This is a genomic window from Tenacibaculum larymnensis, from assembly GCF_028829235.1.
In the GTDB taxonomy this organism is placed as follows: Bacteria; Bacteroidota; Bacteroidia; order Flavobacteriales; family Flavobacteriaceae; genus Polaribacter; species Polaribacter larymnensis.
In genome coordinates this window covers 1-23,340 of the sequence record NZ_JAIWJY010000003.1, presented here as the reverse complement: position 1 = coordinate 23,340, position 23,340 = coordinate 1, and the positions used below count along the sequence as shown (strand labels likewise).

Below are 23,340 nucleotides of genomic sequence, written 5' to 3'. Positions count from 1 at the left end.
TTTGCATCTTTGAAACTTTGAAAAACTCCCAAAACCTTTCCCATACAACAACAACTTAACTTTAGTAACTTTGCAACTTTCTAATTAGGAACAACCATGAAAATATCCGTAGAACTAACCTTAAGTCCGCTTCAGAACGAATTTGAAGAACCAATTATCAATTTCATCAAAAAATTAAGAGCCTCAGGTTTAACCGTATTAGAAAATCCGTTAAGTACGCAAGTGTATGGTGATTATGATACCGTGATGAGTTTAGTTACTTCTGAATTAAAAAATACTTTTGAATTAATTGACAACGGATTGCTATTTATGAAAATCGTAAAAACCGATCGTAGCGATTATGAGCCAACTTTTTGATTTCCTTTTTGGGCAGTATGCTGATTACAATCCTATCCATGTTTGGCTAGAAATTATCGCTGTTATCTTTGGGTTTTTATCCGTTTGGTATTCAAAACAGAATAAAATTTGGGTATTCCCTACGGGGATGATAAGCACCGCTATTTTTGTATACCTCCTATTAAAATGGGAATTATTGGGCGATATGATGATTAACGGGTACTACTTTATTATGAGTGTATACGGTTGGTATATCTGGACACGAAAAGTAGACGCCACACATGTAACTCCTATCTCTAGAACAACATCTAAAGAAAAAAAACAAAGCATAGCCATATTTGTAGCTACCTTAGTTTTCGTCTATGCTGTTTATACCGTTTTTGATAAATGGACGAGCTGGACAGCTTATGTAGACACCGTTACTACTGCCATTTTCTTTGTAGGAATGTGGCTGATGGCAAAACGAAAAATAGAAAACTGGATTTATTGGATTATTGGCGATATTATCTCCGTTCCACTGTACTTTTACAAAGGATTTACCTTTACTAGTTTTCAATATTTATTATTTACCTTTATAGCAATTGCAGGATATTTAGCATGGAAAAAGCACTTAAACAACAACCCATCAACCTTGTAAAGGTGGTATTATTTGGACCTGAAAGCACAGGAAAAACAACACTTTCTGGTCAGTTAGCACGTCATTACAATACTGTTTGGGCTCCCGAATTTGCGCGTGAATACTTGCAAGACAAGTGGAACAACGAACGTAAAACTTGTGAACAACACGATTTAATTCCGATTGCTGAAGGACAAATGGGCTTGGAAAATGAATTGGCTAAAAAAGCGGATAAAGTACTCATCTGTGATACCGATTTGTTAGAAACCAAAGTATATTCTGAAGAGTATTATGGCGGATTCGTAGATCCGAAATTAGATGAGGCTGCCATTGAAAACACTTACGATATTTATTTTTTAACCTATATCGATACGCCTTGGGAAGCCGATGATTTACGCGACAGACCCGAGCAACGTTTGGAAATGTTTAAAGCCTTTGAAAATGCGTTGAAAAAATACAACCGTCCATATGTATTGTTAAAAGGAGACAAAGAAACCCGTTTAAAAAAAGCAGTAGCAGTTATTGATGAATTACTCACAAAAAAAGAAAACTTATACTCTTTTTCCGACACCCTTACCGATTTAGACATGCATTTTATGCACCAATCACCCGACACACCTAATTACGATATGTAAGCATTGCTAAACGTCATTCCTTATTTCATGTCATTTCGAGCGATAGCGAGAAATCTGCTTAATTTTAGTTACGAATACCCTTTAAAACTCCTAACTCTCAACTAAAAGATTTCTCTCTTCCGTTCCATTACAGTTCGAAATGACGTACGTTTTGTCATTTCGAGTGATAGCGAGAAATCTGCTTAATTCTAGTTACGAATACCCTTTAAAATTCCCAACACTCGACTTTGAGATTTCTCAGTCGCAAACTCCTTCGAAATGACAGCTTTTAATTATTATAATATGAAATAAACAACCTGAACGTCATTCCGAACGACGAAGGAGGAGGAATCCCATCAATAAGAGTAACTACTACCCTTTAAAACTCCCAACACCCAACCATAAAATTTAACTCCGCTGAACCTTGCGGTTTCTCAGTCGCAACCTCCTTCGAAATGACAAGTTCCGTCATTGCGAGTGAAACGAAGCAATCTGCTTGTCGACAAAAAGATAACCACGTCGTTAGCACTCCTCGTTATGACGAAACTCAAAAACATCCCGTCATTACTATTCGTCATTTCGACCAGCGGGAGAAATCTGCTTAATTCTAGTTTCAAACACTCTTGAAAACTCCTAACATTCAACTAAAAGATTTCTCTCTTCCGTTCCACTACAGTTCGAAATGACAGTTATTAATTGTTATGATATGATATAAACAACCTGAACGTCATTCCGAACGACGAAGGAGGAGGAATCTCATTAATAAGAGTAACTATTACCCTTTAAAACTCCCAACACCCAACTAAAAGATTTAGCTTCGCTGAACCTTACGGTTTCTCACTTCCGTTCCACTACAGTTCGAAATGACGTACATTTTGTGATTTCGAGCGATAGCGAGAAATCTGCTTAATTCTAGTTACGAATACCCTTTAAAGTTCCCAACTCTCACCAATAAGAGTTACTTCTATTATTAAGGAACCTTTACAAACAACAATAGATTCCCTATATTTGAGACATTCACAAACACTATGAATAAAGAACAACTTTTAAAAGAACTCAACTTTAAAGCCGTACGAAGCTCTGGTGCGGGCGGACAGCACGTAAACAAAGTATCCTCTAAAGTAGAATTAAGTTTTACTATTGAAGACTCTTTAGGACTCTCGGACAAAGAAAAAGCACTACTCCTTAAAAACTTAGCTAACAGACTCTCTAAAGAAAACACACTCATACTAAGCTCACAAGAAAGCCGCTCACAACACCGCAACAAAGAATTGGTTACCGAACGCTTTTTTAACCTCTTAGCACAAGCCTTGGTAATACCTAAAGTACGCAAAGCTACCAAACCTAAAAAAGCTGCGATTGCCAAACGATTGGATGCCAAAAAACAACAGGCTGAAAAAAAAGAAAACCGAAAAAAGTTTCGGTTTTAGTTTCTATTTAACTTTTATTTATACATTATTTTTTCAATGCAAAGTTGCTTTTATTTTATCCTCTAAATTGTTGTTAATATCAAGGATTTCTTATAAAGCATCTGCTGAAATCCAATTTCTAAAAGGAAAAAGATCTGGTTTAGATTTAATATTTAGCGTTCCTGATTTATGAGTACTATATGTCTTACAATTTGGTAAGTTTTTCTTTATACAACTAATAACTGCCTTTCTAGGATGTTTTTTACTTCCATTTGCAGAAACCCAGAATTGATTAGGGTTAAAATTACCAATCCAATTTGTACTAACATTTCTTCTACTCCCATGATGCGGTAATTGGCAAATATGTAGGTCTCTTATATCATAACCATTACTTTCTGCTGATTCAAAAGAATCAATTCCTGCATCTGCGGTAAACAAGTATTTACGTTTACTCGAATCAACAAATTTTGTTAAAACAGATGTCAAGTTTTCTGCAGAAGCATCATTTTTCTCGTCAACTATATTGCAAGAATTTAAACCTTCTTGAACTTCATTGATTTCACTTTCGGGTTGAATATTAGAACCTGATGTTTTTAGGTTATCAATGTTTGTAAAATAACCAAGTTGTTCTAAATAAAATGCTTTTGAAGGTCCGACAAATTCAAATAAACTGTGGTCTAATTCGCTGTCAGAAAACGCTGGAAGTTTCGATATACCATATTGGTCAAGAACATTACTTAAATCATCAGATTGTTTTAATGATTCGAAAAGCTTTTGGACTCTTTTATTAGAATACCTATAAGATTCATTTAATGTTCTAATCTCATTCCTTTTCGCTTCTTCTATGTAGTCGGTTGGGTCATTATAATAGAACCGTGCAATCTTGTTTTTGAAGTAATGAACTAAATCTATTAATCCTCCAATATGGTCAGAATGAGGGTGAGTGTTGATAATCAATATTGGACTGTCTGACGAGATGTTAGGCATTATATAGGTTTCATAATGCTCAATTATTGTTTTTGCATCTTTTGGATTGCCTCCATCAATTATTGTTACATAGTCAGCGTTTTCTTCTTTTGTCCATATTATATTGCAATCTGCATTTCCAAGCGATAGCATATCTATACTAAAATCCATTTTTCCTTTATTTTTTTAAATATTGTTCGAATAAAATCTTTGCGTAGTATTTACCATATCTTTTAATCAAAAACTTACTCAAAATAATTGGCAAAATGTAGACACTTAGAAATACTAAATTAAGTTTGAATGCAAATGGATTTGGAAAAGTATATTGAAACAAAAAGATATTAATTATTGAAATTACAGAAGCTAAAACACTACCTCCAATCAGATTTCTCACAAAGCCATATTCAATATTATGCTGAAGTAGCATTGTATTATCTCTAGTCACATTTCTAACTTGAGCCACAGCACTTGCAATAGTTTTTCTGGCTTCTTCTTCGTTCTCATTTTCAGAATTTGAATCTAGTAAGTGAATATTAAAGTCAGCAGCAATCTTTTGCACTATTTGAGATTTTATTGATTTCGCCAAAGTGGTATCTGAATTAAGAAGAAAATTAGTAGTTGGCATATTTAATTCTTCTTTAAAGAATAAATTTTGGAATAGTTCTTTTGAAATTAATCGATTGATTTGCACAAGGAAATAGATTATTGCAATCGAAAGAGTTATGTCACTAGCCCACTTATACCCCTCTAAAAAGATCATAAACTCTATTAGTTTATCGCTAAAGCCAAAATAATACAAACTAAGTATTGGAATCGAAGTTAAAATTGTCGAAAACAACCTAGCTTTTATGTAATATTCGTTTATTTTCATTTATCGTCTCTTTTCTCAACTTGCAGGTAACTAGTTATATACCAAACTTTAGTTCTTTTATCCCGATAAAAACATGGGATATCATAAGGTTTAGCGATTTTTATACACTATCAGATATATCAAAACCAATACTTTATCAAAAGTAAAGTTGTTAACGAGTTACTGTTATTTGTTAATTAATTATAAAAGTGAGTTGCTCTCACAATTCTTGCGAACCTAATACAAAGTATCTATACATTCTTACGGAATCCCATAAGCTCAGCTATTTAGGTTATAAAAGTTGTTTTTTAGAGTAGTAACGGTTCTTTATATCGCTGTTTGGGTCGCTGATACTACGGCATGCTCCGTTGACACCACGGCATGGGTCGCTGATATCACGGCATGCTCCGTTAACACCACGGCATGGGTCGCTGATATCACGGCATGCTCCGTTAACACCACGGCATGGGTCGCTGATATCACGGCATGCTCCGTTGACACCACGGCATGGGTCGCTGATATCACGGCACGCTCCGTTAACACCACGGCACGGGTTGCTGATATTACGGCATGCTCCGTTAACACCACGGCACGGGTCGCTGATATCACGGCATGCTCCGTTAACACCACGGCACGGGTCGCTGATATTACGGCACGCTCCGCTAACACGACGGCATGGGTCGCTGATACTACGGCATGCTCCGTTAACACCACGGCGTGGGTCGCTGATATCACGGCATGCTCCGTTAACACCACGGCATGGGTCGCTGATACTACGGCATGCTCCGTTGACACCACGGCATGGGTCGCTGATACTACGGCATGCTCCGTTGACACCACGGCATGGGTCGCTGATATCACGGCACGCTCCGTTGACACCACGGCACGGGTCGCTGATACTACGGCATGCTCCGTTGACACCATGGCATGGGTCGCTGATACTACGGCATGCTCCGTTGACACCATGGCATGGGTCGTTGATACTACGGCTACCCTACCACTCTTAAATCTGTATGGATTCAATCCAACGCTCTCGGTCTACGTATTAACGACTTAGATTTTACATAGAAAAATCTTTTTCTAAGCTATTATTCTTTTTCCATTGATGAAAAAGAAACCGACTTTGGAGGTTCATGAATTCCTTTGAAAACCAATAAAAATTAATGAGCTAAACAAAAAATCTAACCTTAACCATCCTGCACTCAAAAATAATCATCCACAAACCTAAATTAAAATAACTCGCTATCGCTCAAACAGATTTTAATTTTAACGGTTCTTGCGGTGTTATTTTTGGCTTGCCTGCTTATGAAGGGGTGCTTTTTTAGTAGTCTCTTTAATCAAAGTATGCTGTTTCAAACTGACAGTACACAAAAAAAGTATTCGCAACTAGTATAAAAGATATACTTCTGATAGTCTGCCTGTTAAAAAAAAGCAAAAATTGACCATCGCATTTGTTTTTTATACCCCAACACTATAATTTAGAAGTGGTTAAGAAAAAGAAACTAACAAAATGCTATGATTGTATCGCTAAAACCATCTAACTTTTTATGGATTTTTAACTAGTGGCAAGGGGCTCTCCTGCTATTATAATCTTGTTGTTTCTACTAATTACCTTAGGGTAGCGTGTTTTACGCATCCCTAAAAACTCTCGTGTAACTTAAATTAAATATTAATATGGAAACAAGAAGAAAATTCAAAGGATCAGATGCTTTTTTAGCAGAAAGCGCACGTACAATTTACAACCTATTTACGCAAGATTTGGAGCGTTTTACCGCTCTCAATACCCGATTTACGAGCGAATATGCGGCGGCTTTTTTACATCAGATTGATGCGGCAGATACGGTAGTTACCGATGTTAGTACCTTGGCAAAACAAGGGGTGGAAACGCAAAAGGTGTTGATAGAAATGCAAAATGCAAGTCGTGTGTATAATCGTATAAAGAGTCATGCTATGTGGGCTTTTCCTGATAATCCTGCGGTATTAAAGGAGTTTACAACTGGTTATAGAGATGCGAGCAAGAATCAGCCTAAAATGTTGGTGTTTTTAGAAACGTTAGAAAAAGTAGTTACAAATTATTTAGATGATTTAACCGATGTAACGAAAGGCGGAATGCCTGCATCTATTGTGGAAGAGTTGGCAACAATTAAAGACGAATTAAAGAGCGCGAACACGCAACAAGAGGTATATAAAAAACAGCGTTTGGTAATTACCCAAGATCGTATTTCGGCATTGAACGATTGTTATACAACGCTTGTTCAAATTATAAACACGGCTCAGTTAGTATTTGCCAATGAGCCTGCAAAAAGAGCACAGTATAGCTATCGTCCAACTACAGGAAGCAGCTCTATTACTGATTTTGTGGGACAGGTAGCGCCTAATGAAACCAAGGTGATTACTCAGGTATCGTATGACAAGGAGAGTTTTATTGGTTTTGAAAACAGAGGGGAAACCACACTACAATTCGACATTAGTACCGACGAGGTGACCTTAAACGGTAATATGGTTGAATTGGAAAGTGGCGCTATTAATAATCAGCCAATGGAATGGTTACTAGCGGATGTTACCAACGGTACCAAAGTGAATATTTTGGCGTACAATCCGTCTACTACCTCAACGGGAAGTTATTGGGTGAGTACGGATGTGTAGGGATATTTTTATATAAAAACAACAAACGTCATTACGAAGGAGGTACGACTGAAGTAATCTGTTTATTTTGAACTATAAACATAAAGATTACTGCGTTATCACTCGTAATGACGTTTTTTTGTGTGGTTGTGGATATTCTATTTCTTTGCTTGTCCAAAGAAAACGAACCAAAAGAAAGGGCACTTTTACAAGGAATTTTTAAACCTTATTTAAAAACATCTGAAAAACGATGCGAGGAAAATCCTCTAATTCTCATCACTTTGAAAGACTATTCTGCGTAAAAGAGCTTAGAAAAACTTCGCTATTACCCACAGTTATTTATTCTCTTATATGTATGAAATCAATTGATTTCTCACTCCAATAAATGTCAGCTTTCATATCAGTTCCGCTATTAATTTTAAATTTTATTGGCTTAATTTTGGATTCAATTTTATCAAGTTGATGCTGACCATTTACTTTGCCCATAAGTATAAGCTCTGCTTCAGGGGATAACTTTATAAAGTCAAATACATTAGCAATTGCAGCTGTTCCTGAAGCCCATCCAAGAAAACCATAAAACACAGAGCAACTTCCAAAAAACTTTGGGTCTTTAAACATTTCATGTAAAGGACTAGGATTAATTATTGCCTTAAATTTTACAGGTTCAATTTTGGTTGTGATTATTAAATTATCATCTTCTTTCTTTGTTGTTAATTTTAATGCTGTAGTTTGCTGTTTTAATTCAGCAGATATTTTACTACTTGTAGATTTAAAATAATTTAGTTGACAAAGAAATACATAACCTAAATCCATAGGCTGGATGTTTAATTTTGAATTTAATTTGTAGTTAACTTTTCCTGAGTAGGAAATATCTAAACTAGATAGATCGTTACTGAAATGAAATCTATTAAAATCTATATTTACTTCTCCAATTCCTGAAGTATGTCCGCTTAATTTACCTAAAGCTAAGAAATTATTTGCCTCTCTTACAACATCACAAGCAGCTACTTTTGTTTCTTGAATAACATTATGAGCTGCCCTTTCAGTTTCATATTTTAAGTTGTCTGCTGCTACTTTTGTTTCTTCTTTAGCATTACAAGCTGTTCTAGTCGTTACACAAACGGGATCTTCTACTTTCACTTTTTTACATAGTGGACAAATTCCTACAGTAGCTGTCTTCATACAAGACCAATCACATTTATCTCTTTTGTAACGCTTATATTTAAAAGGTTCTCTAACTTTTTGGCAATTAATTTTGCTTTTTTCAACTTCAACTTTTGAACTAAATTTTTCTTTTTTATTTTTTAGTTTACTTGAAACTTGAAAGTTTTTAGAGAATGCCTTATTAAAAATACTGGATAAAACTGATTTGTTGATTGATAAAGAAATTTCCGTATTTCTATTGAGTTCCTCAAAAGAACTATTCCATATAATTTTGAACTCATTTTTATATTTTTTAAATAACTTATTTACTCCAATTGTATTAGTACTATTAGTAACTTTATCAACATTATACGGTTCTTTTTTATCACTAATTTCTAGGATTATAGATATTCCTTCTTCATCTACTAAAATTAAACTATGTTTTAAGTATCTATTAATAATTTGGATTGATGATGTTACTTGGGTTGTCTGTCCTTTAAATATATTTTTTGGATCAAACTTTAACGCTTCTTTCCATCCTAAATAGACTACAGAAGGTTTTTTTAACATTTCGCCATTGATGTTGGTTATAAAATTATCAAAAATTGGTTTTATTAGTTTAGCTAGTACTATTTCTTTTAAGGTTGGTTTATTTTTAAATTCTATTTTTTTTATACTCAATGTTTTGAAAGCATTTCTAACATATAGAGAGTCCCTATTTGTAGAAAGTGAGGAAAAACCTAACAACTTTCCTTGAATAGAAACCTCATATTCTGATAAGTAAAAAACAAAATCAGCTTTTATCTGTATAGCTTGTTTTTCGAAATATAATTTCGGTTCAAATTTTCTTATTTCTATAGTTTTATCAGAAGCATTTTCTGCTAACTTCTTAATCTCAATTGGTAAGTACTCGTCTAAAACATTCTTATTTATATGCACTCCAACATTAGGATTAATACTATCTATTAATGCTAAATTTTGTTCAATTGATATTATTTGCTGGTCTGTTGTAGATAAAGGTGGATAATACCTGTTTATTATCTTGATTAGTGTTTTACAGCTAGTAAATGAAAGGAATAAACAAAGTATTAATAATTGAAATGTTTTTTTCATAATATTTTTCTTAATAGTGAATTACTCATTATACACGAACAACTATGTGTTTTATCTGGTTACTATTACTAGATAATTAGACATGTTAGTTACTTTAATAATTTCTTATAAATCTAAAAAAACATATATTTAAAACCCACACAAACCCTTAAAACCAGCTATTTAAGTCATAAAAGCTATTTTATTCATCATTAATGTAGTGTTAAACAAAGTACAACCAAGACCTTATATAAAAAAAAGACGCTTCTAAAAAGAAGCGCCTCTTAAAAATATTGATATTTCTTTATTTCTTACAACGGAATATTCCCGTGTTTTCTATTCGGTCTTTCTACCTTTTTACCTTCTAACATCGCAAAAGCTTTGATTAGTTTTCTACGGGTGTCTTGTGGTAAAATAACCTCATCTACAAATCCGCGTTCTGCTGCTCGATACGGATTCGCAAATTTATCGGCATACTCCGCTTCCTTTTCAGCTAATTTGGCTTCGTGGTCGTCGGCTTCTGCAATTTCCTTTTTAAAGATAATTTCACTCGCTCCTTTTGCTCCCATTACCGCAATTTCTGCACTAGGCCATGCAAAGTTCATATCGGCACCAATGTGTTTAGAGTTCATTACGTCATACGCCCCACCATAGGCTTTACGGGTAATTACACTGACTCTTGGCACGGTAGCTTCACTCAACGCATACAATAATTTTGCTCCGTTGGTAATAATCGCATTCCATTCTTGGTCGGTTCCTGGTAAGAATCCTGGTACATCTACCAATACCAATAACGGAATATTAAAGCAATCACAAAAACGGGTGAATCGTGCTGCTTTTTTAGAACTGTTTACATCCAAACATCCTGCTAAACTCATCGGTTGGTTGGCTACAATCCCAACACTTCTTCCTCCTAAACGCGCAAATCCGACCACGATATTATCAGCATAATCTTTATGGATTTCAAAAAATGAATCAGCATCAGCAATACCGTCAATTACAGCACGCATATCGTACGGCTTGTTTGCGTTATCTGGAACTATATTGGCTAGTTCTTCTCTAGTTTCATCTCCTAATTCAAATGGTAATTTTGCAGTGGTTTCTTGATTGTTCTGTGGCATATAACTCAACAATGTTTTGATATCTTCCAAACATTGTACATCGTTCGCTGCCGTTAAATGCGTTACTCCCGATTTGGTTGCGTGAGTACTTGCTCCTCCTAACTCTTCTGAAGTTACTTCTTCATTGGTTACTGTTTTTACTACGTTAGGTCCCGTAACAAACATATAACTTGAGTTTTCTACCATAACGGTAAAATCAGTCATGGCTGGTGAATACACTGCTCCACCTGCACAAGGTCCCATAATCGCTGATATTTGTGGAATGACTCCCGAAGCTTGTACGTTTCTATAAAAAATATCGGCATATCCACCTAACGAACGTACTCCTTCTTGAATACGCGCTCCACCAGAATCATTCAATCCGATTAATGGCGCGCCTACTTTTACGGCTAAATCCATAATCTTACAGATTTTTTCGGCATGTGTTTCCGATAACGAACCTCCAAATACCGTAAAATCTTGTGCAAATACGTACACCAAACGTCCGTTTACAGTTCCGTATCCAGTTACCACTCCGTCACCATAAAACTTCTGATTTTCCATTCCGAAATCAGTCGTTCGGTGTGTTACCAAAATACCGACTTCTTCAAAAGAACCTTCATCTAAGAAATAATCGATTCGCTCACGTGCGGTTAATTTTCCTTTTTGATGATGACGGTCGATACGTTGTTGTCCACCTCCTAATTTTGCTTCGGTTACTTTATGTTGTAATTCTTCTATTTTAGATTTCATCTATATTCTTTTTTGGGCGTTCCCCAAGGGTCGGGCTTTCCGCTATATCTTTTGTTGGTTCTCGATACTTGCTTCGCAAACTCGAACTGACAACAAAAGGATGCCGCTTTAATCCCTAACGCACATTATGTATTAACAAGTTTTTAAAATACGTTGCTCTTTTAAATACTGCTGTAAGGCTACTTGTGCAGCAATCTTTGCTTCCTTTTCGTATCCTGCTTCTAACAACTCAGGTGTATAATATTTCTTTACAAAATGAGTATCGAAATTACCTGAGGTGAAAGCTTCGTGTTCACATACGAACTTTCCAAACGGCAACGTAGTTTCTATTCCTTTTACTTTATAATTACTAATGGCTTGCTTCATTAGCTCGATAGCTTCTTCTCGCGTATTTCCGTAGGTAATTAATTTAGAAATCATCGGATCGTAATAAATAGGAATTTCCATTCCTTCTTCAAAACCATCATCTACACGAATATTTTCTCCTTTCGGATGTTGATACACTTCCAACACTCCAATACTCGGTGCAAAATTATCTAACGGATCTTCAGCGTACACTCTTAATTCTAGCGCGTGTCCGTTAATTTGTAAATCGTCTTGGGTGAATGATAGCTCCTCTCCTCTTGCTATTTTTATTTGCTGTTCTACTAAGTCTACTCCTGTAATAAGTTCGGTAACTGGATGCTCTACTTGTAAACGTGTATTCATTTCTAGGAAATAGAAGTTCTTGTTTTCATCTAATAAAAACTCTACGGTTCCTGCTCCTAAATAATCACAGGCTTTCGCAACTCTTACTGCTGCGGCTCCCATGGCTTCTCTAATTTCTGGAGTTAATACACTTGATGGTGCTTCTTCAACTACTTTTTGGTGGCGACGTTGTACCGAACATTCGCGTTCAAATAAGTATACTACGTTTCCGTGAGCATCTGCCAATACTTGGATTTCAATATGGCGTGGCGACCCTACATATTTTTCTATAAACACCGAACCGTCTCCAAAAGCTGATTCTGCTTCTGAAATTGCACGCTGCATTTGTTCTTTAATATCGGCTTCTTTTTCAACAACACGCATTCCTTTTCCTCCTCCACCTGCTGAAGCTTTGATTAAAATCGGATACCCAATTTCATTCGCTACTTTCGTGGCATATTCTACATCAGTTACTGCTTCATCAATCCCCGGAACCATGGGAATATCGTAAGCTTTTACTGCATCTTTTGCTGCCAATTTGCTTCCCATTACTTCAATAGCATGGGTTTTCGGTCCTATAAATACAATTCCTGATTTTGCTACGGCTTCTTCAAAGGCTGCATTTTCACTTAAAAATCCGTATCCCGGGTGAATTCCGTCTACATCTAACTCTTTCGCTACTTCAATAATTTTATCTCCTAATAAATATGATTGATTGGAAGGTGCAGGACCAATACATACTGCTTCGTCTGCAAAAGTTACGTGTGGTGAATTTCTGTCTGCTTCCGAATAAACAGCTACCGTTTTAATACCCATCTTTTTTGCCGTACGCATAACACGTAAGGCAATTTCTCCTCTGTTTGCTACTAATATCTTTTTCATATTACTCCATTTCTATTAAAACCGTATTCTTTTCTACTTTATCACCTGCTTGTATCGCTACCGATTTTACGACTCCGTCTCTCGGTGCTTGTAAGGTATTTTCCATTTTCATAGCTTCTAACACCAAGATTCTATCTCCTTCTTTTACTTCTTGACCAATTTCAACATCAACAGAAACAATTAACCCAGGCATTGGTGCCTTGATATCATTTTCTTTTTTCTCTGCAGCTACTTCTAAACCTAACTCATCAATTAACATATCTAATTCATCAGCAATACTTACCTCGTAAGTATTTCCGTTGATTTGAATGGTATATGTTTTTTTGTTGAAATTTGTTTGAAGTATGGTAGCTTGATACGATTGGTTACCCTCAAGTACATGGTAGTTATTTTTTGATTTTTCTACTATATCTAGCGTCTCAATTTGCGCTTCAGTAAAGTCAAAATCATGCGTTTTATTAACGCTCGTTTTAAAAGATTTACTCATAAATATCTGATATTTTCACCACTAAAATATTAAATTTACGATGGAATGCATGAGTTAAATCTATAAATTGATTAGAATGTTTTTTTACTTACTTAATAACTCCTTATTCTTTTATAAACAAGCCTAGAAAAACCCGCTATTTATCTCGCTTAATTCATATTTCATATTTACCTTTGCATCGTTCTCATAAAGGGGTGCCTTTTTGAGTTATTAGTGTTTAATGAATAGTTGTTCGTTAACTTAAAATTCAACATTTATAACTCATAGTTAAAAATAGGCTGAGATCATACCCAACGAACCTGGAACAGGTAATGCTGTTTAGGGAGGCGATAATCGCCATTTGGAAACCAATTGTTACGAGAAACCTGTTTATTGATGAAAAGATTACTTCGTCCTAAACTCCTCGTAATGACAAATTTTAATTATTCAATGTTTAACTAAAGAATAATTACCTCTTTTTATTCGATTTTGTTTTTTTATAAAATGAGACCGATGTCTTTCAAACAACCACCACAAGTAAAACTAATAGCTTTTTTACTCGTATTATTTGTAACCTTAACAGCAAACGCACAAACGGTTACTTTCTCTGGAAAAGTAGTTGATGGTAACCAAAATCCTTTGGTGGGTGCTACTGTTACTGTTGCCTCTCTTAACAAAGGAATTGCTACCGACTTTAAGGGGAACTTTACATTAAATCTTTCAAAAGGAACTTATGTATTTAAGGTTTCTCATGTTGGTTTCAAACCTCTTTTGCAAGAGGTTGTTATTACCAAAAATCAACAGTTTACATTTCAGTTAATTTCTGATGAAGCTATTTTAGACGAAGTGTTGGTTTCTGCTGTTCGTGTAAAAGCAGATGCACCTGTAACACACTCTAACCTTAGCAAACAAGAAATTGAAAAACGTAATTTAGGGCAGGATATTCCTGTATTATTAAACTATTTACCGTCAGTAACTTCATCATCTGATGCGGGTGCTGGTATTGGATACACTTATATTCGTGTACGTGGTTCGGATGCTACTCGTGTAAATGTTACGATTAACGGAATTCCGTATAACGATGCCGAAAGTCAGGGTACTTTTTGGGTTAATATGGGAGATTTTGCTTCGTCTACCCAAAGTTTACAATTACAACGTGGTGTAGGTACTTCTACAAACGGTTCTGGAGCTTTTGGAGCTAGTTTAAACATCTTAACCGATGCCGTTTCGGAAGAAGCTGGTGGAGAGATTTCAAATGCTTTTGGTTCGTACGGAACAAGAAAGCATACCGTAAAATTTACTACTGGAAAATTAAATAATGGATTTGAGTTCGCAGGACGTTTGTCTAACATTTATTCTGACGGATATGTTGACCGTGCTTTCACCGATTTAAAATCGTATTTCTTACAAGGTAGCTATACCGATGATAACACCTTGATTAAAGCTTTAGTTTTTGGTGGAAAGGAAAGAACCTACCAAGCTTGGTATGGTTTAACTCCTGAAGAACTAAAAGAAGATCGTCGTCAAAACCCGTATACCTACGATAATGAAACCGATAATTATTGGCAAGATCACTACCAACTACACTGGAATGAAAAATTATCTGAGAATTGGTCTACCAACATAGGTTTAAACTATACGCGTGGTAAAGGATATTACGAGCAGTTTAAAGAAGGAAGTGATGCTGAAGACTACGATGGTTTAATTGTAGATGGTAGTGATGTGATTGTTAGAAGATGGTTAGACAATCATTTTTATGTTGCTAATGCGAATGCTACTTACAAAAATGATAAACTAGAAATTATTTCTGGAGCTTCTTATAGTACCTTTAATAACGACCATTATGGAGAAGTAATATGGGGAAGCGATTTGGCTCCAAATACCAATATTAATGACCATTACTACGATAGTACTTCTGAAAAAACAGATTTGAGTGTTTTCTCTAAAGCTACGTTTAGTCTTTCAGAACAATTTAAAGCGTTTGTTGATGTACAAGGAAGGTTTGTAAATTATCAAACGAAAGGATTGACATCTGATAGAGTTCCTATTGATGTTGATAAAGATTATAACTTCTTTAATCCTAAGTTTGGACTTACCTATATCATAAATGACGAACATAGTTTATATGCTTCGTACGCTAAAGCGAACAGAGAACCTAATAGAAATGATTTTGAAGGTGGCAATTCTCAACACGAAAGCTTAGATGATTATGAGTTAGGTTGGCGTTTGGCTAATAAAACAGTTCGATTAAATACAAACGTATACTATATGGATTATCAGAATCAGTTAATTCTTACCGGTGCTATTGACCCAAATACTGGAGAACCTTTACGTGCTTCTAGTGGTAGTAGTTATCGTTTAGGACTGGAAATTGATGCAGATATTACCTTATCTGAACAAGTATCTATGCGTCCTAACATTGCTTTTAGTAAAAATATTAATAGAGATTACAATGCTGAAATTAATGGGGAATTACAAAATTTAGGAGATACTCCTATTACTTTTTCTCCAGATATTATTTTTGGAAATGCATTGATTTATCGACCAGTTAACAATATACAAATTGCTTTCTTATCTAAATATGTTGGAAAACAATTTATGAGTAACCTAGATAGTAGAGTATCTGATTTAGATGTTTTAAAAGGATTCTTTACGAGTGATTTAAATATTGTGTACGAGATTAAAACCAACAAAATTTTTAAATCGATTGTACTTACTGGGTTAGTAAACAACATTTTTAACAAAGAATATGTTGATAGAGGATATTATTATACATACGACGATACGTGGACTACTCCAGGAACAACTACTACTGTTGATGGTGCAGGTTACTATCCGCAAGCTACTAGAAACTTTTTAGTAGGTGCAACGTTAAAATTTTAAGAGGGAAAATGCTAGAAAAACAAAAAACCGAGACAAATTGTCTCGGTTTTTTTATGCTCTTGAAAATTAAATTATAAAAGACTAACTTCGCTATCGATGGATATAAGTCGTTAAAACGAACTTATATTCTTAATCACTTTGTGTGTAAACTGAAAAACACTCAATAATAATTTATAAAATTGATTAAATAAAATATTATGTCTAAAAAAATTCTTTTGATTTTAGGGTTAATCCTGACTTTTGGAACATCTTTTGCTCAAACAAATCCATTTGAAAAAATCGACTTCATAATTGGAGATTGGACTGGAACTGGAACTGGTTTCGGGAATGATAAATCAAAAATTGAATCCAGTTTTCATTTAGTAATGAACGGAAATTACATAGAAGTAATTAATGAGTCTAACTTTGAGCCTACTGAGAAAAAACCAAAGGGAGAACATCATCTTGATAAAGGATTTATTAGTTATGATAAAAGTAGAAAAACAATAGTTTTCAGACAATTTAATAATGAGGGATACTATAATCAGTACTTTTTAAATAACGACGATTCTGACGAGAACACATTAGTTTTTGAAACTGAACATATTGAGAACTTTGTACCTAATGGAAAGGCAAAATGGACAGTAAAAAAAATAAGTGAAAATGAAATTGAAACCGTTTTTGATGTTTCATTTGGTAAAGATTACAAATGTTTTGGGATCAATAAATTAAAAAGAAAACAATAAAAGCCTACTTACGAAAATCCTTGTGGATTTGCTAAATTAGGTAGTTAAACAACATAACTAACCTTATACAAGGTCGATAGCGAAACATAAAAAATCCCGAGTATACTACCCGGGATTTTCTTTATTCTTTATTTTTCTCTGTCCATTCTAAATAGCCTCCTAAAACATTATAGGCTTCATAACCTTTTTCAGCTAAAAGTTCGGTAGCTTTTTTACTTCTACCTCCTGAGCGACAGTAAATATATACAGGCTTGGTTTTGTCTAACTTTTCTAAAACCTTTCCTTCAAAGTCATCTCCTGTAATATCTATTTTTATCGGATCCTTAATTACTCCTTCTGCCCATTCTTGTGGAGTTCTGACGTCTAATAACTGTACGTTATCTTCGTTTTCTAAAACTACCTGCAAGTTTTCAACCGTGATATCTTTTGCCTCATTGGTTTGTGGCTTACACGACAATACCACTATTAAAAATAAACCTACTAAAAATATACCTCTCTTCATCATTATTCTTATTTTAAAGTTGATGGACATACCGTTGCTGTTCTTGGAATATCAGTTTCTTTAATAGCCTTATATCCTCCAGCAACATCAATTATATTATGGAATCCTCTTGCTTTTAAAATAGACGCTGCAATTACTGAACGGTATCCACCAGCACAGTGTACATAAAAATCTTCTTTTGTTGGAAATTCTTCAACATGTTCGTTTAAGAAATCTAACGGTGTACTTGGTACATCTACAATATGTTCATTTGCATATTCTCCTGGCTTTCTAACATCAAAAACAGGTGCTTTTTTCGTAATTGCTTCTGCTAAAACATCTGCAGAAACAGAACGTAACGTATCTATTTCTTTTCCTGCTTCTTTCCATGAATTAAAGCTTCCATCTAAATACCCTAATACATTATCAAAACCAACTCGTGATAAGCGTGTTATAGTTGTTTCTTCTTCTCCTTCAGGAGTAACTAATAAAATTGGCTGTGTAACATCTTTAATCAATGCACCTACCCATGGAGCAAATGTTCCTCCTAAACCAATAAAAATTGATTGTGGTATAAATCCTTTAATAAACTCTGATTGATGACGTACATCTAAAATCAACGCATCTGTTTCGTTTGCTATTTTTTCAAAATCTGCTACCGATAATGCTCTTGCTCCACTCTTGATAACTTCATCAATAGATTGATATCCTTCCTTATTCATTTTTACATTTAAAGGAAAATATTCTGGTGGAGGTAATAATCCATCGGTTACTTCTTTTACAAACTCTTCTTTAGTCATATCTGCACGTAATGCATAATTGGTTTTCTTTTGATCTCCAATAGTACCCACTGTTTCTTTGCTTAAGTTCTTACCACAAGCTGAACCTGCTCCGTGTGCTGGATATACAATTACATCATCTTCAAGGGTCATAATTTTTGTGCGCAAACTATCATATAACAATCCTGCTAATTCTTCTTGTGTTAAGTTTGCTGCTTTTTGTGCTAAATCTGGGCGCCCTACATCACCTAAAAATAAGGTATCTCCACTAAAAACTGCATGGTTTTTTCCATTCTTATCTTTTAATAAATAAGAAGTACTCTCCATTGTGTGTCCTGGAGTATGCAATACGGTAAGAGTAATATCTCCTAATGTGAACACTTCCCCATCTGTAGCTATATGAGCCTCATAATTTGTTTTTGCTGTTGGTCCGTATACAATTGTTGCTCCTGTTTTCTCAGCAAGCGTAACATGACCACTTACAAAATCTGCATGGAAGTGAGTTTCAAAAATATATTTGATCTTAGCGCCATCTTTTTCAGCTCTGTTTATATAAGGATCAACTTCACGTAACGGATCTATAATTGCTACTTCTCCATTACTTTCAATATAATAGGCTCCTTGTGCTAAACAACCTGTATAAATTTGCTCTATTTTCATGATATTATATATTATTTATACGCTTGGTGTATATACTGCGCGTATTTTTTCTGATTTTGATTATCTCCTGTTTTATAAAAATTTACGGCTCCATTGGCTCGCATAAAAAAGTGATCTAAACTTACAACGTCTAATAAACCTCCTCTAAAAAAGGCATCTCTTACAGGGCCTTTTACTCCTGCAAAATAAAATTGAATGTTATGTTTGTTAAAATAAACGATACGTTCTTTTAACATCTCTATTCCTGTACTATCAACTCTGTTAATACTCTCTGCATCTAATACAATCAATTTTAATGCCTTCCCTTTTTCTCCTGTCATTTCGTCCAATTTATCTCTAAAATAGTTAGAGTTGGCATAAAATAATTGTGCATCAAAACGGAAAACTAAAATTTCATCGTCTAAAATAACTTCTTTAAACCTGTTTTTATTACGATAGAAATCTGAATTTGGTACTTTTCCTAACTCAGCTACATAGGGTCTTGAGGTTCTAAAAATTAAAACAATTAATGATAAAACTACTCCGATTAAAATTCCGTATTCAATTCCGAAGAAAATAGTGGCTAAAAAAGTAGCTAAGAGTAACCAAAAATCTAGGTTATTAGCTTTCCATAGCCTTCTTGCTTCTTTTACATTTATTAAGTTAAAAACTGCAACTATAATAATTGCTGATAAAATAGTTTTTGGTAAGTGATAAAAAACAGGTGTTAGAAAAAGTAATGTAAACACTACTAAAATTGCTGAAACTATTGCTGAAACTCCTGTAGTTCCACCTGATTCTGCATTAATTGCCGAACGAGAAAAACTTGATGCTGATGGATACGACTGAAATAATGATCCTACCATATTACTCAAACCTAAAGCTACTAACTCCTGATTTGGTCTTACTCTATACTCGTCTTGTTTGGCTTCCAACGTTTTTCCGATAGAAATGGTTTCTAAATACCCTACCATAACTAAAGTTGCTGCTATAGGCATCAATTCACGTATTAGAGCTACATCAATTACTGGCATTGAAAATTTTGGTAAACCTGAAGGAATGTCTTTTACAATGGCAACATCGGAGAGCTGTGTTCCAAAAAAACGTATGCTTAGTATACCGAGTATAACTACGATTAAAGCATTTGGTATTTTTTTATTGACTCTTCTAAATACTATAATAATAGCACATGCTATTAAGCCTATAATTGTTGTATTTGTTTTAAAATATTTAAGTCTAAAAAGAATATCTTCTAATAGTACATGAATTTGATCGCTCTGTACAAACTCAACTCCTAATAGATTTCTAAATTGGTTCAGTCCAATAATTAAAGCTACGGCAGAAGTAAATCCTGTTATTACAGGTCTTGATAAAAAGTTAACGATAAACCCTAAACGGAAAATCCCCATTAAAAATTGAATTGTTCCTACTACCAGTGCGAGTAATATTGCAATGGCGATGTAACTTTCTGAACCTGTAAGTGCTAAGGTAGAAACTCCTGTTGCTACTATTAATGAATCCATTGCTACAGGACCAATTGCTACTTGACGAGATGTTCCAAAAACAGCATACATTAACTGAGGCATTAAAGCTGCATACAATCCATAAATTGGCGGTAATCCAGCAATTAATGCGTAAGCAATACCTTGTGGAATTAGGACAATAGCAACTGTTATACCTGCAACTACATCACCTCTTAACTGCGATTTTTTATAGTTAGGCAACCATTCTAATATTGGTATGAGTTTTTTTAGTAAATTCATTTACTCTATAAAAACGTTCTTTAATTGTTTATCTTATAAAAAGGAATTGTCCATTCTAAAAAGTTTTTTTTCATACTTTTTTTCTCTATTTTAATAGTATGAACTCCTTCTGATAAATTTTCAATATTTATATATCCTAGTAATCCAACCTGTTTCGTTCTAGGATGATTGTTATATCTTATAAAATCAATAGGTATAATTTCTCCGTCTATTGACACTTTATTATATTCTTTATAGCAGGCTAGTAAAAATTTAGCTTGATTTTGATCTTCTATTATTTTTGATACATCAGTCTTTTCTTCAAATTCACCGCAAATCTCTTCTCTTATCGTTCTTTCGTATTTAAATATGGGTATGAATACTTCTACAACTTTTGACTCTATTTTACTTGACTCTATTTCAGGAGCTAGCAAAAATGTATTAGATTTATTACTGTCTTTATAGTAATCTGAATACGTTTTGTACTTATTGAAAAAGTTCTGCTTGTTTGAAATAACTAGATAAAATATGTTTGTTTTCGGGATTTGTATACTTGCTAGAACCACTCCCGAAAAAAAGAAAAACAACATTAAATAAACTATTGATTTTTTCTTCTTAAAATTTGAACCAAATATCATTGATACTTGTAAAATACTTTTATATAGTGGTCCAAAAGATATCATTGACACAAATTTTACCACTTTGAAATTTAAGACTTGTAGTTTTTCTTTTTCTTTATTCTTCTTTAAATTAGAGAACATAGTAATTATTGATTGTAACATCAAGCTTATTGCAATTAAAAAAGCTGGTATTAAAAGAATATAGGTATTTACATACGCTGAAAGTAGGTTGAACAATAACAGGTAAATACTTGAAAAAAATGCCATGTAACCGTACATTAATAAAAAGGTAAACGCTACAGAAAAAATTACACTACATAACTCGTCTACTTTTTGTATTGAGTCTTTTAGTTTTGGTAATATTGAAAGTATTTTTTCTGTGTAAATTTTTGAATATGCGCTATCTTCTATACTATAGTCAGGAAAAACTGAATTAAGGCCTACCAAGCCCACCCAATAAGCTCTTAAGAAGAAATGTATTACAAACATTGAAGCTAAGATACTTACTGCTATTAGCCCAAAAAAAGTAATGAAATACCCTATATAATATTGGTTAGGATTTAAAAAATCTATAAAAAAATTTGCAAGCCAACCAATGATATCAAAGAGCTTGAAAGAACCAAAAATTGCAATTGCAGAAACCAATAATTCCGCTTCCCAACTTTCATCTTTTAATCGTTGCAACCATCCTTTCGTTTCTGTATTAGACTTATTTTCCATAGCTTATTCTAAACTTTAAAAGAGTTCTCCTTGGCTAGTTCCTTTAATTCTTCCTAAGTGTTTATAGGCCAAATCGGTTACTTCTCTTCCTCTTGGCGTTCGCATAATAAATCCTTGTTGAATTAAAAAAGGCTCATAAACCTCTTCTATAGTTTCAGCGTTTTCAGCTACAGCCGTAGCTAAAGTGGTTATTCCAACCGGACCTCCTTTAAACTTATCAATAATAGTAGATAAAATTTTATTATCCATTTCATCTAAACCATGTGCATCTACATTTAATGCTTTTAAGGCATATTTAGCAATCTCTATAGTAATAGTGCCATCTCCCTTAATTTGAGCAAAATCACGTACTCTACGCAATAATGCATTGGCAATACGTGGGGTTCCTCTACTTCTACCAGCAATTTCAATTGCTGCCTCCATAGAAATTGGCACTTTTAAAATATAAGCGCTTCGTTGAATAATTGTTGTTAGTAATTCTGTTGAGTAATAATGTAATCGACTACTAATACCAAAACGAGCTCGCATAGGCGCTGTAAGCAATCCTGAACGAGTAGTAGCTCCTACCAAAGTGAATGGTTCAAGATTAATTTGAACTGTACGTGCATTTGGACCAGATTCAATCATAATATCGATTTTATAGTCTTCCATGGCTGAATACAAATATTCTTCAACTATAGGACTTAATCGATGGATCTCATCAATAAACAGAACATCGCGTTCATCTAAGTTGGTTAATAAGCCTGCTAAGTCTCCAGGTTTATCTAGCACAGGTCCTGAGGTTACTTTTATACCAACTCCTAACTCATTAGCTAAGATATGAGCCAAAGTCGTCTTACCTAATCCAGGAGGTCCGTGAAATAAGGCATGATCTAATGCTTCGTCTCGTTGATTCGCTGCCTCTACAAAAACTTTTAAGTTATCTATTGCCTGATCTTGACCAGAGAAATCATCAAATGAGAGCGGACGTAACTTTTTTTCTACATCTAATTCTTCATTTGAGTAGTTTGTGCTTTCAGGGTTTAGGTTATCATTCATATTGTTGCAAATATACTTGAAATATGATGCTTGCTTTGTAATATAAGTTACTTAGCTAATATTTTTATGCTAAGATACATATTATAAAATGTTGTGGTAGTTATTGTGAATAATAAATGAACTCCATATATAACCTCCATACCTTAGTAATAAGAGATCTATACAATATTACTA

The 23,340-nt window shown here is 34.2% G+C and carries 18 protein-coding genes; 7 read left to right on the top strand and 11 right to left on the bottom strand.

What is annotated here, in order from left to right:
• Nucleotides 1-96: 96 nt before the first annotated feature.
• The 4 genes from LCI24_RS05040 to arfB all read left to right on the top strand — a co-directional run bounded on the left by LCI24_RS05040 (nucleotide 97) and on the right by arfB (nucleotide 2,996).
• A complete protein-coding gene (locus LCI24_RS05040; protein WP_121147975.1) occupies nucleotides 97-357 on the top strand; it encodes a YkoF family thiamine-binding protein in 261 nt (86 codons plus the stop codon).
• Nucleotides 341-973 carry a nicotinamide riboside transporter PnuC gene (gene pnuC / locus LCI24_RS05035; protein ID WP_274639442.1) on the top strand — a complete coding sequence of 211 codons (633 nt, stop codon included), beginning with the start codon at nucleotides 341-343 and terminating at the stop codon, nucleotides 971-973. The genes LCI24_RS05040 and pnuC overlap by 17 nt, the downstream gene beginning before the upstream one ends.
• Nucleotides 934-1,587 (top strand): ATP-binding protein, encoded by a 654-nt coding sequence (locus LCI24_RS05030; RefSeq protein ID WP_274639441.1) that lies wholly within the window; start codon nucleotides 934-936, stop codon nucleotides 1,585-1,587. Before pnuC ends, LCI24_RS05030 begins: the two co-directional genes overlap by 40 nt.
• 1,007 nt (nucleotides 1,588-2,594) lie before the next feature.
• Nucleotides 2,595-2,996, top strand: a complete 402-nt coding sequence (arfB, locus tag LCI24_RS05025; RefSeq protein WP_274639440.1) for an alternative ribosome rescue aminoacyl-tRNA hydrolase ArfB — start codon at nucleotides 2,595-2,597, stop codon at nucleotides 2,994-2,996.
• A 90-nt stretch (nucleotides 2,997-3,086) separates the two neighbouring features.
• On the opposite strand, the gene LCI24_RS05020 is transcribed toward arfB, so the two are convergent.
• Together LCI24_RS05020 and LCI24_RS05015 are read right to left on the bottom strand one after the other, a co-directional pair.
• On the bottom strand, nucleotides 3,087-4,112 hold the full coding sequence (locus tag LCI24_RS05020; RefSeq protein WP_274639439.1) for an MBL fold metallo-hydrolase: 1,026 nt from the start codon (nucleotides 4,110-4,112) through the stop codon (nucleotides 3,087-3,089).
• 7 nt (nucleotides 4,113-4,119) lie between these two features.
• Nucleotides 4,120-4,812, bottom strand: a complete 693-nt coding sequence (locus LCI24_RS05015; RefSeq protein ID WP_274639438.1) for a hypothetical protein — start codon at nucleotides 4,810-4,812, stop codon at nucleotides 4,120-4,122.
• Nucleotides 4,813-6,465: 1,653 nt separating this feature from the next.
• On the opposite strand from LCI24_RS05015, the gene LCI24_RS05010 reads away from it, so the two are divergent.
• Entirely contained in the window at nucleotides 6,466-7,437 is a 972-nt protein-coding gene (locus LCI24_RS05010; RefSeq protein WP_274639437.1) for a hypothetical protein, read from the top strand.
• Nucleotides 7,438-7,755: 318 nt separating this feature from the next.
• On the opposite strand, the gene LCI24_RS05005 is transcribed toward LCI24_RS05010, so the two are convergent.
• The 4 genes from LCI24_RS05005 to LCI24_RS04990 form a co-directional block, all read right to left on the bottom strand.
• Entirely contained in the window at nucleotides 7,756-9,672 is a 1,917-nt protein-coding gene (locus LCI24_RS05005) for a hypothetical protein (protein WP_274639436.1), read from the bottom strand.
• A gap of 290 nt (nucleotides 9,673-9,962) precedes the next feature.
• Nucleotides 9,963-11,504 carry an acyl-CoA carboxylase subunit beta gene (locus LCI24_RS05000; protein WP_274639435.1) on the bottom strand — a complete coding sequence of 514 codons (1,542 nt, stop codon included), beginning with the start codon at nucleotides 11,502-11,504 and terminating at the stop codon, nucleotides 9,963-9,965.
• A 132-nt stretch (nucleotides 11,505-11,636) separates the two neighbouring features.
• On the bottom strand, nucleotides 11,637-13,073 hold the full coding sequence (gene accC, locus LCI24_RS04995; protein WP_274639434.1) for an acetyl-CoA carboxylase biotin carboxylase subunit: 1,437 nt from the start codon (nucleotides 13,071-13,073) through the stop codon (nucleotides 11,637-11,639).
• A gap of 1 nt (nucleotide 13,074) precedes the next feature.
• Nucleotides 13,075-13,560: a biotin/lipoyl-containing protein gene (locus tag LCI24_RS04990; RefSeq protein ID WP_274639433.1), complete on the bottom strand. Its 486-nt coding sequence runs from the start codon at nucleotides 13,558-13,560 to the stop codon at nucleotides 13,075-13,077.
• Nucleotides 13,561-14,052: 492 nt separating this feature from the next.
• Here LCI24_RS04990 and LCI24_RS04985 point away from each other — a divergent pair, with 492 nt between their 5' ends.
• Nucleotides 14,053-16,422 carry a TonB-dependent receptor gene (locus tag LCI24_RS04985; RefSeq protein ID WP_274639432.1) on the top strand — a complete coding sequence of 790 codons (2,370 nt, stop codon included), beginning with the start codon at nucleotides 14,053-14,055 and terminating at the stop codon, nucleotides 16,420-16,422.
• A 197-nt stretch (nucleotides 16,423-16,619) separates the two neighbouring features.
• Nucleotides 16,620-17,147 (top strand): hypothetical protein, encoded by a 528-nt coding sequence (locus LCI24_RS04980; RefSeq protein WP_274639431.1) that lies wholly within the window; start codon nucleotides 16,620-16,622, stop codon nucleotides 17,145-17,147.
• Nucleotides 17,148-17,268: 121 nt separating this feature from the next.
• On the opposite strand, the gene LCI24_RS04975 is transcribed toward LCI24_RS04980, so the two are convergent.
• The 5 genes from LCI24_RS04975 to ruvB are packed head-to-tail and all read right to left on the bottom strand — an operon-like array spanning nucleotide 17,269 to nucleotide 23,166.
• Nucleotides 17,269-17,652: a rhodanese-like domain-containing protein gene (locus tag LCI24_RS04975; RefSeq protein WP_274639430.1), complete on the bottom strand. Its 384-nt coding sequence runs from the start codon at nucleotides 17,650-17,652 to the stop codon at nucleotides 17,269-17,271.
• Nucleotides 17,653-17,657: 5 nt separating this feature from the next.
• Nucleotides 17,658-19,067 (bottom strand): MBL fold metallo-hydrolase, encoded by a 1,410-nt coding sequence (locus tag LCI24_RS04970; RefSeq protein ID WP_121148008.1) that lies wholly within the window; start codon nucleotides 19,065-19,067, stop codon nucleotides 17,658-17,660.
• An 11-nt stretch (nucleotides 19,068-19,078) separates the two neighbouring features.
• The gene (locus tag LCI24_RS04965; protein ID WP_274639429.1) at nucleotides 19,079-20,809 is read right to left on the bottom strand and encodes a SulP family inorganic anion transporter; all 1,731 of its coding nucleotides are present in this window, start codon (nucleotides 20,807-20,809) and stop codon (nucleotides 19,079-19,081) included.
• Nucleotides 20,810-20,829: 20 nt separating this feature from the next.
• On the bottom strand, nucleotides 20,830-22,128 hold the full coding sequence (locus tag LCI24_RS04960; RefSeq protein ID WP_274639428.1) for a hypothetical protein: 1,299 nt from the start codon (nucleotides 22,126-22,128) through the stop codon (nucleotides 20,830-20,832).
• A gap of 15 nt (nucleotides 22,129-22,143) precedes the next feature.
• The gene (ruvB, locus tag LCI24_RS04955) at nucleotides 22,144-23,166 is read right to left on the bottom strand and encodes a Holliday junction branch migration DNA helicase RuvB (RefSeq protein WP_274639427.1); all 1,023 of its coding nucleotides are present in this window, start codon (nucleotides 23,164-23,166) and stop codon (nucleotides 22,144-22,146) included.
• Nucleotides 23,167-23,340 lie beyond the last annotated feature (174 nt).

Excerpts from the sequence above, each read along its gene's own strand:
- LCI24_RS04975 (WP_274639430.1), bottom strand. The coding sequence starts at position 17,652 with ATGATGAAGAGAGGTATATTTTTAGTAGGTTTATTTTTAATAGTGGTA.
- arfB (WP_274639440.1), top strand. The coding sequence starts at position 2,595 with ATGAATAAAGAACAACTTTTAAAAGAACTCAACTTTAAAGCCGTACGA.
- LCI24_RS04985 (WP_274639432.1), top strand. The coding sequence starts at position 14,053 with ATGTCTTTCAAACAACCACCACAAGTAAAACTAATAGCTTTTTTACTC.
- LCI24_RS04970 (WP_121148008.1), bottom strand. The coding sequence starts at position 19,067 with ATGAAAATAGAGCAAATTTATACAGGTTGTTTAGCACAAGGAGCCTAT.
- LCI24_RS05020 (WP_274639439.1), bottom strand. The coding sequence starts at position 4,112 with ATGGATTTTAGTATAGATATGCTATCGCTTGGAAATGCAGATTGCAAT.
- ruvB (WP_274639427.1), bottom strand. The coding sequence starts at position 23,166 with ATGAATGATAACCTAAACCCTGAAAGCACAAACTACTCAAATGAAGAA.
- LCI24_RS05015 (WP_274639438.1), bottom strand. The coding sequence starts at position 4,812 with ATGAAAATAAACGAATATTACATAAAAGCTAGGTTGTTTTCGACAATT.
- accC (WP_274639434.1), bottom strand. The coding sequence starts at position 13,073 with ATGAAAAAGATATTAGTAGCAAACAGAGGAGAAATTGCCTTACGTGTT.
- LCI24_RS04980 (WP_274639431.1), top strand. The coding sequence starts at position 16,620 with ATGTCTAAAAAAATTCTTTTGATTTTAGGGTTAATCCTGACTTTTGGA.
- LCI24_RS04965 (WP_274639429.1), bottom strand. The coding sequence starts at position 20,809 with ATGAATTTACTAAAAAAACTCATACCAATATTAGAATGGTTGCCTAAC.
- LCI24_RS05010 (WP_274639437.1), top strand. The coding sequence starts at position 6,466 with ATGGAAACAAGAAGAAAATTCAAAGGATCAGATGCTTTTTTAGCAGAA.
- LCI24_RS05030 (WP_274639441.1), top strand. The coding sequence starts at position 934 with ATGGAAAAAGCACTTAAACAACAACCCATCAACCTTGTAAAGGTGGTA.
- pnuC (WP_274639442.1), top strand. The coding sequence starts at position 341 with ATGAGCCAACTTTTTGATTTCCTTTTTGGGCAGTATGCTGATTACAAT.
- LCI24_RS04960 (WP_274639428.1), bottom strand. The coding sequence starts at position 22,128 with ATGGAAAATAAGTCTAATACAGAAACGAAAGGATGGTTGCAACGATTA.
- LCI24_RS05040 (WP_121147975.1), top strand. The coding sequence starts at position 97 with ATGAAAATATCCGTAGAACTAACCTTAAGTCCGCTTCAGAACGAATTT.
- LCI24_RS04990 (WP_274639433.1), bottom strand. The coding sequence starts at position 13,560 with ATGAGTAAATCTTTTAAAACGAGCGTTAATAAAACGCATGATTTTGAC.
- LCI24_RS05005 (WP_274639436.1), bottom strand. The coding sequence starts at position 9,672 with ATGAAAAAAACATTTCAATTATTAATACTTTGTTTATTCCTTTCATTT.
- LCI24_RS05000 (WP_274639435.1), bottom strand. The coding sequence starts at position 11,504 with ATGAAATCTAAAATAGAAGAATTACAACATAAAGTAACCGAAGCAAAA.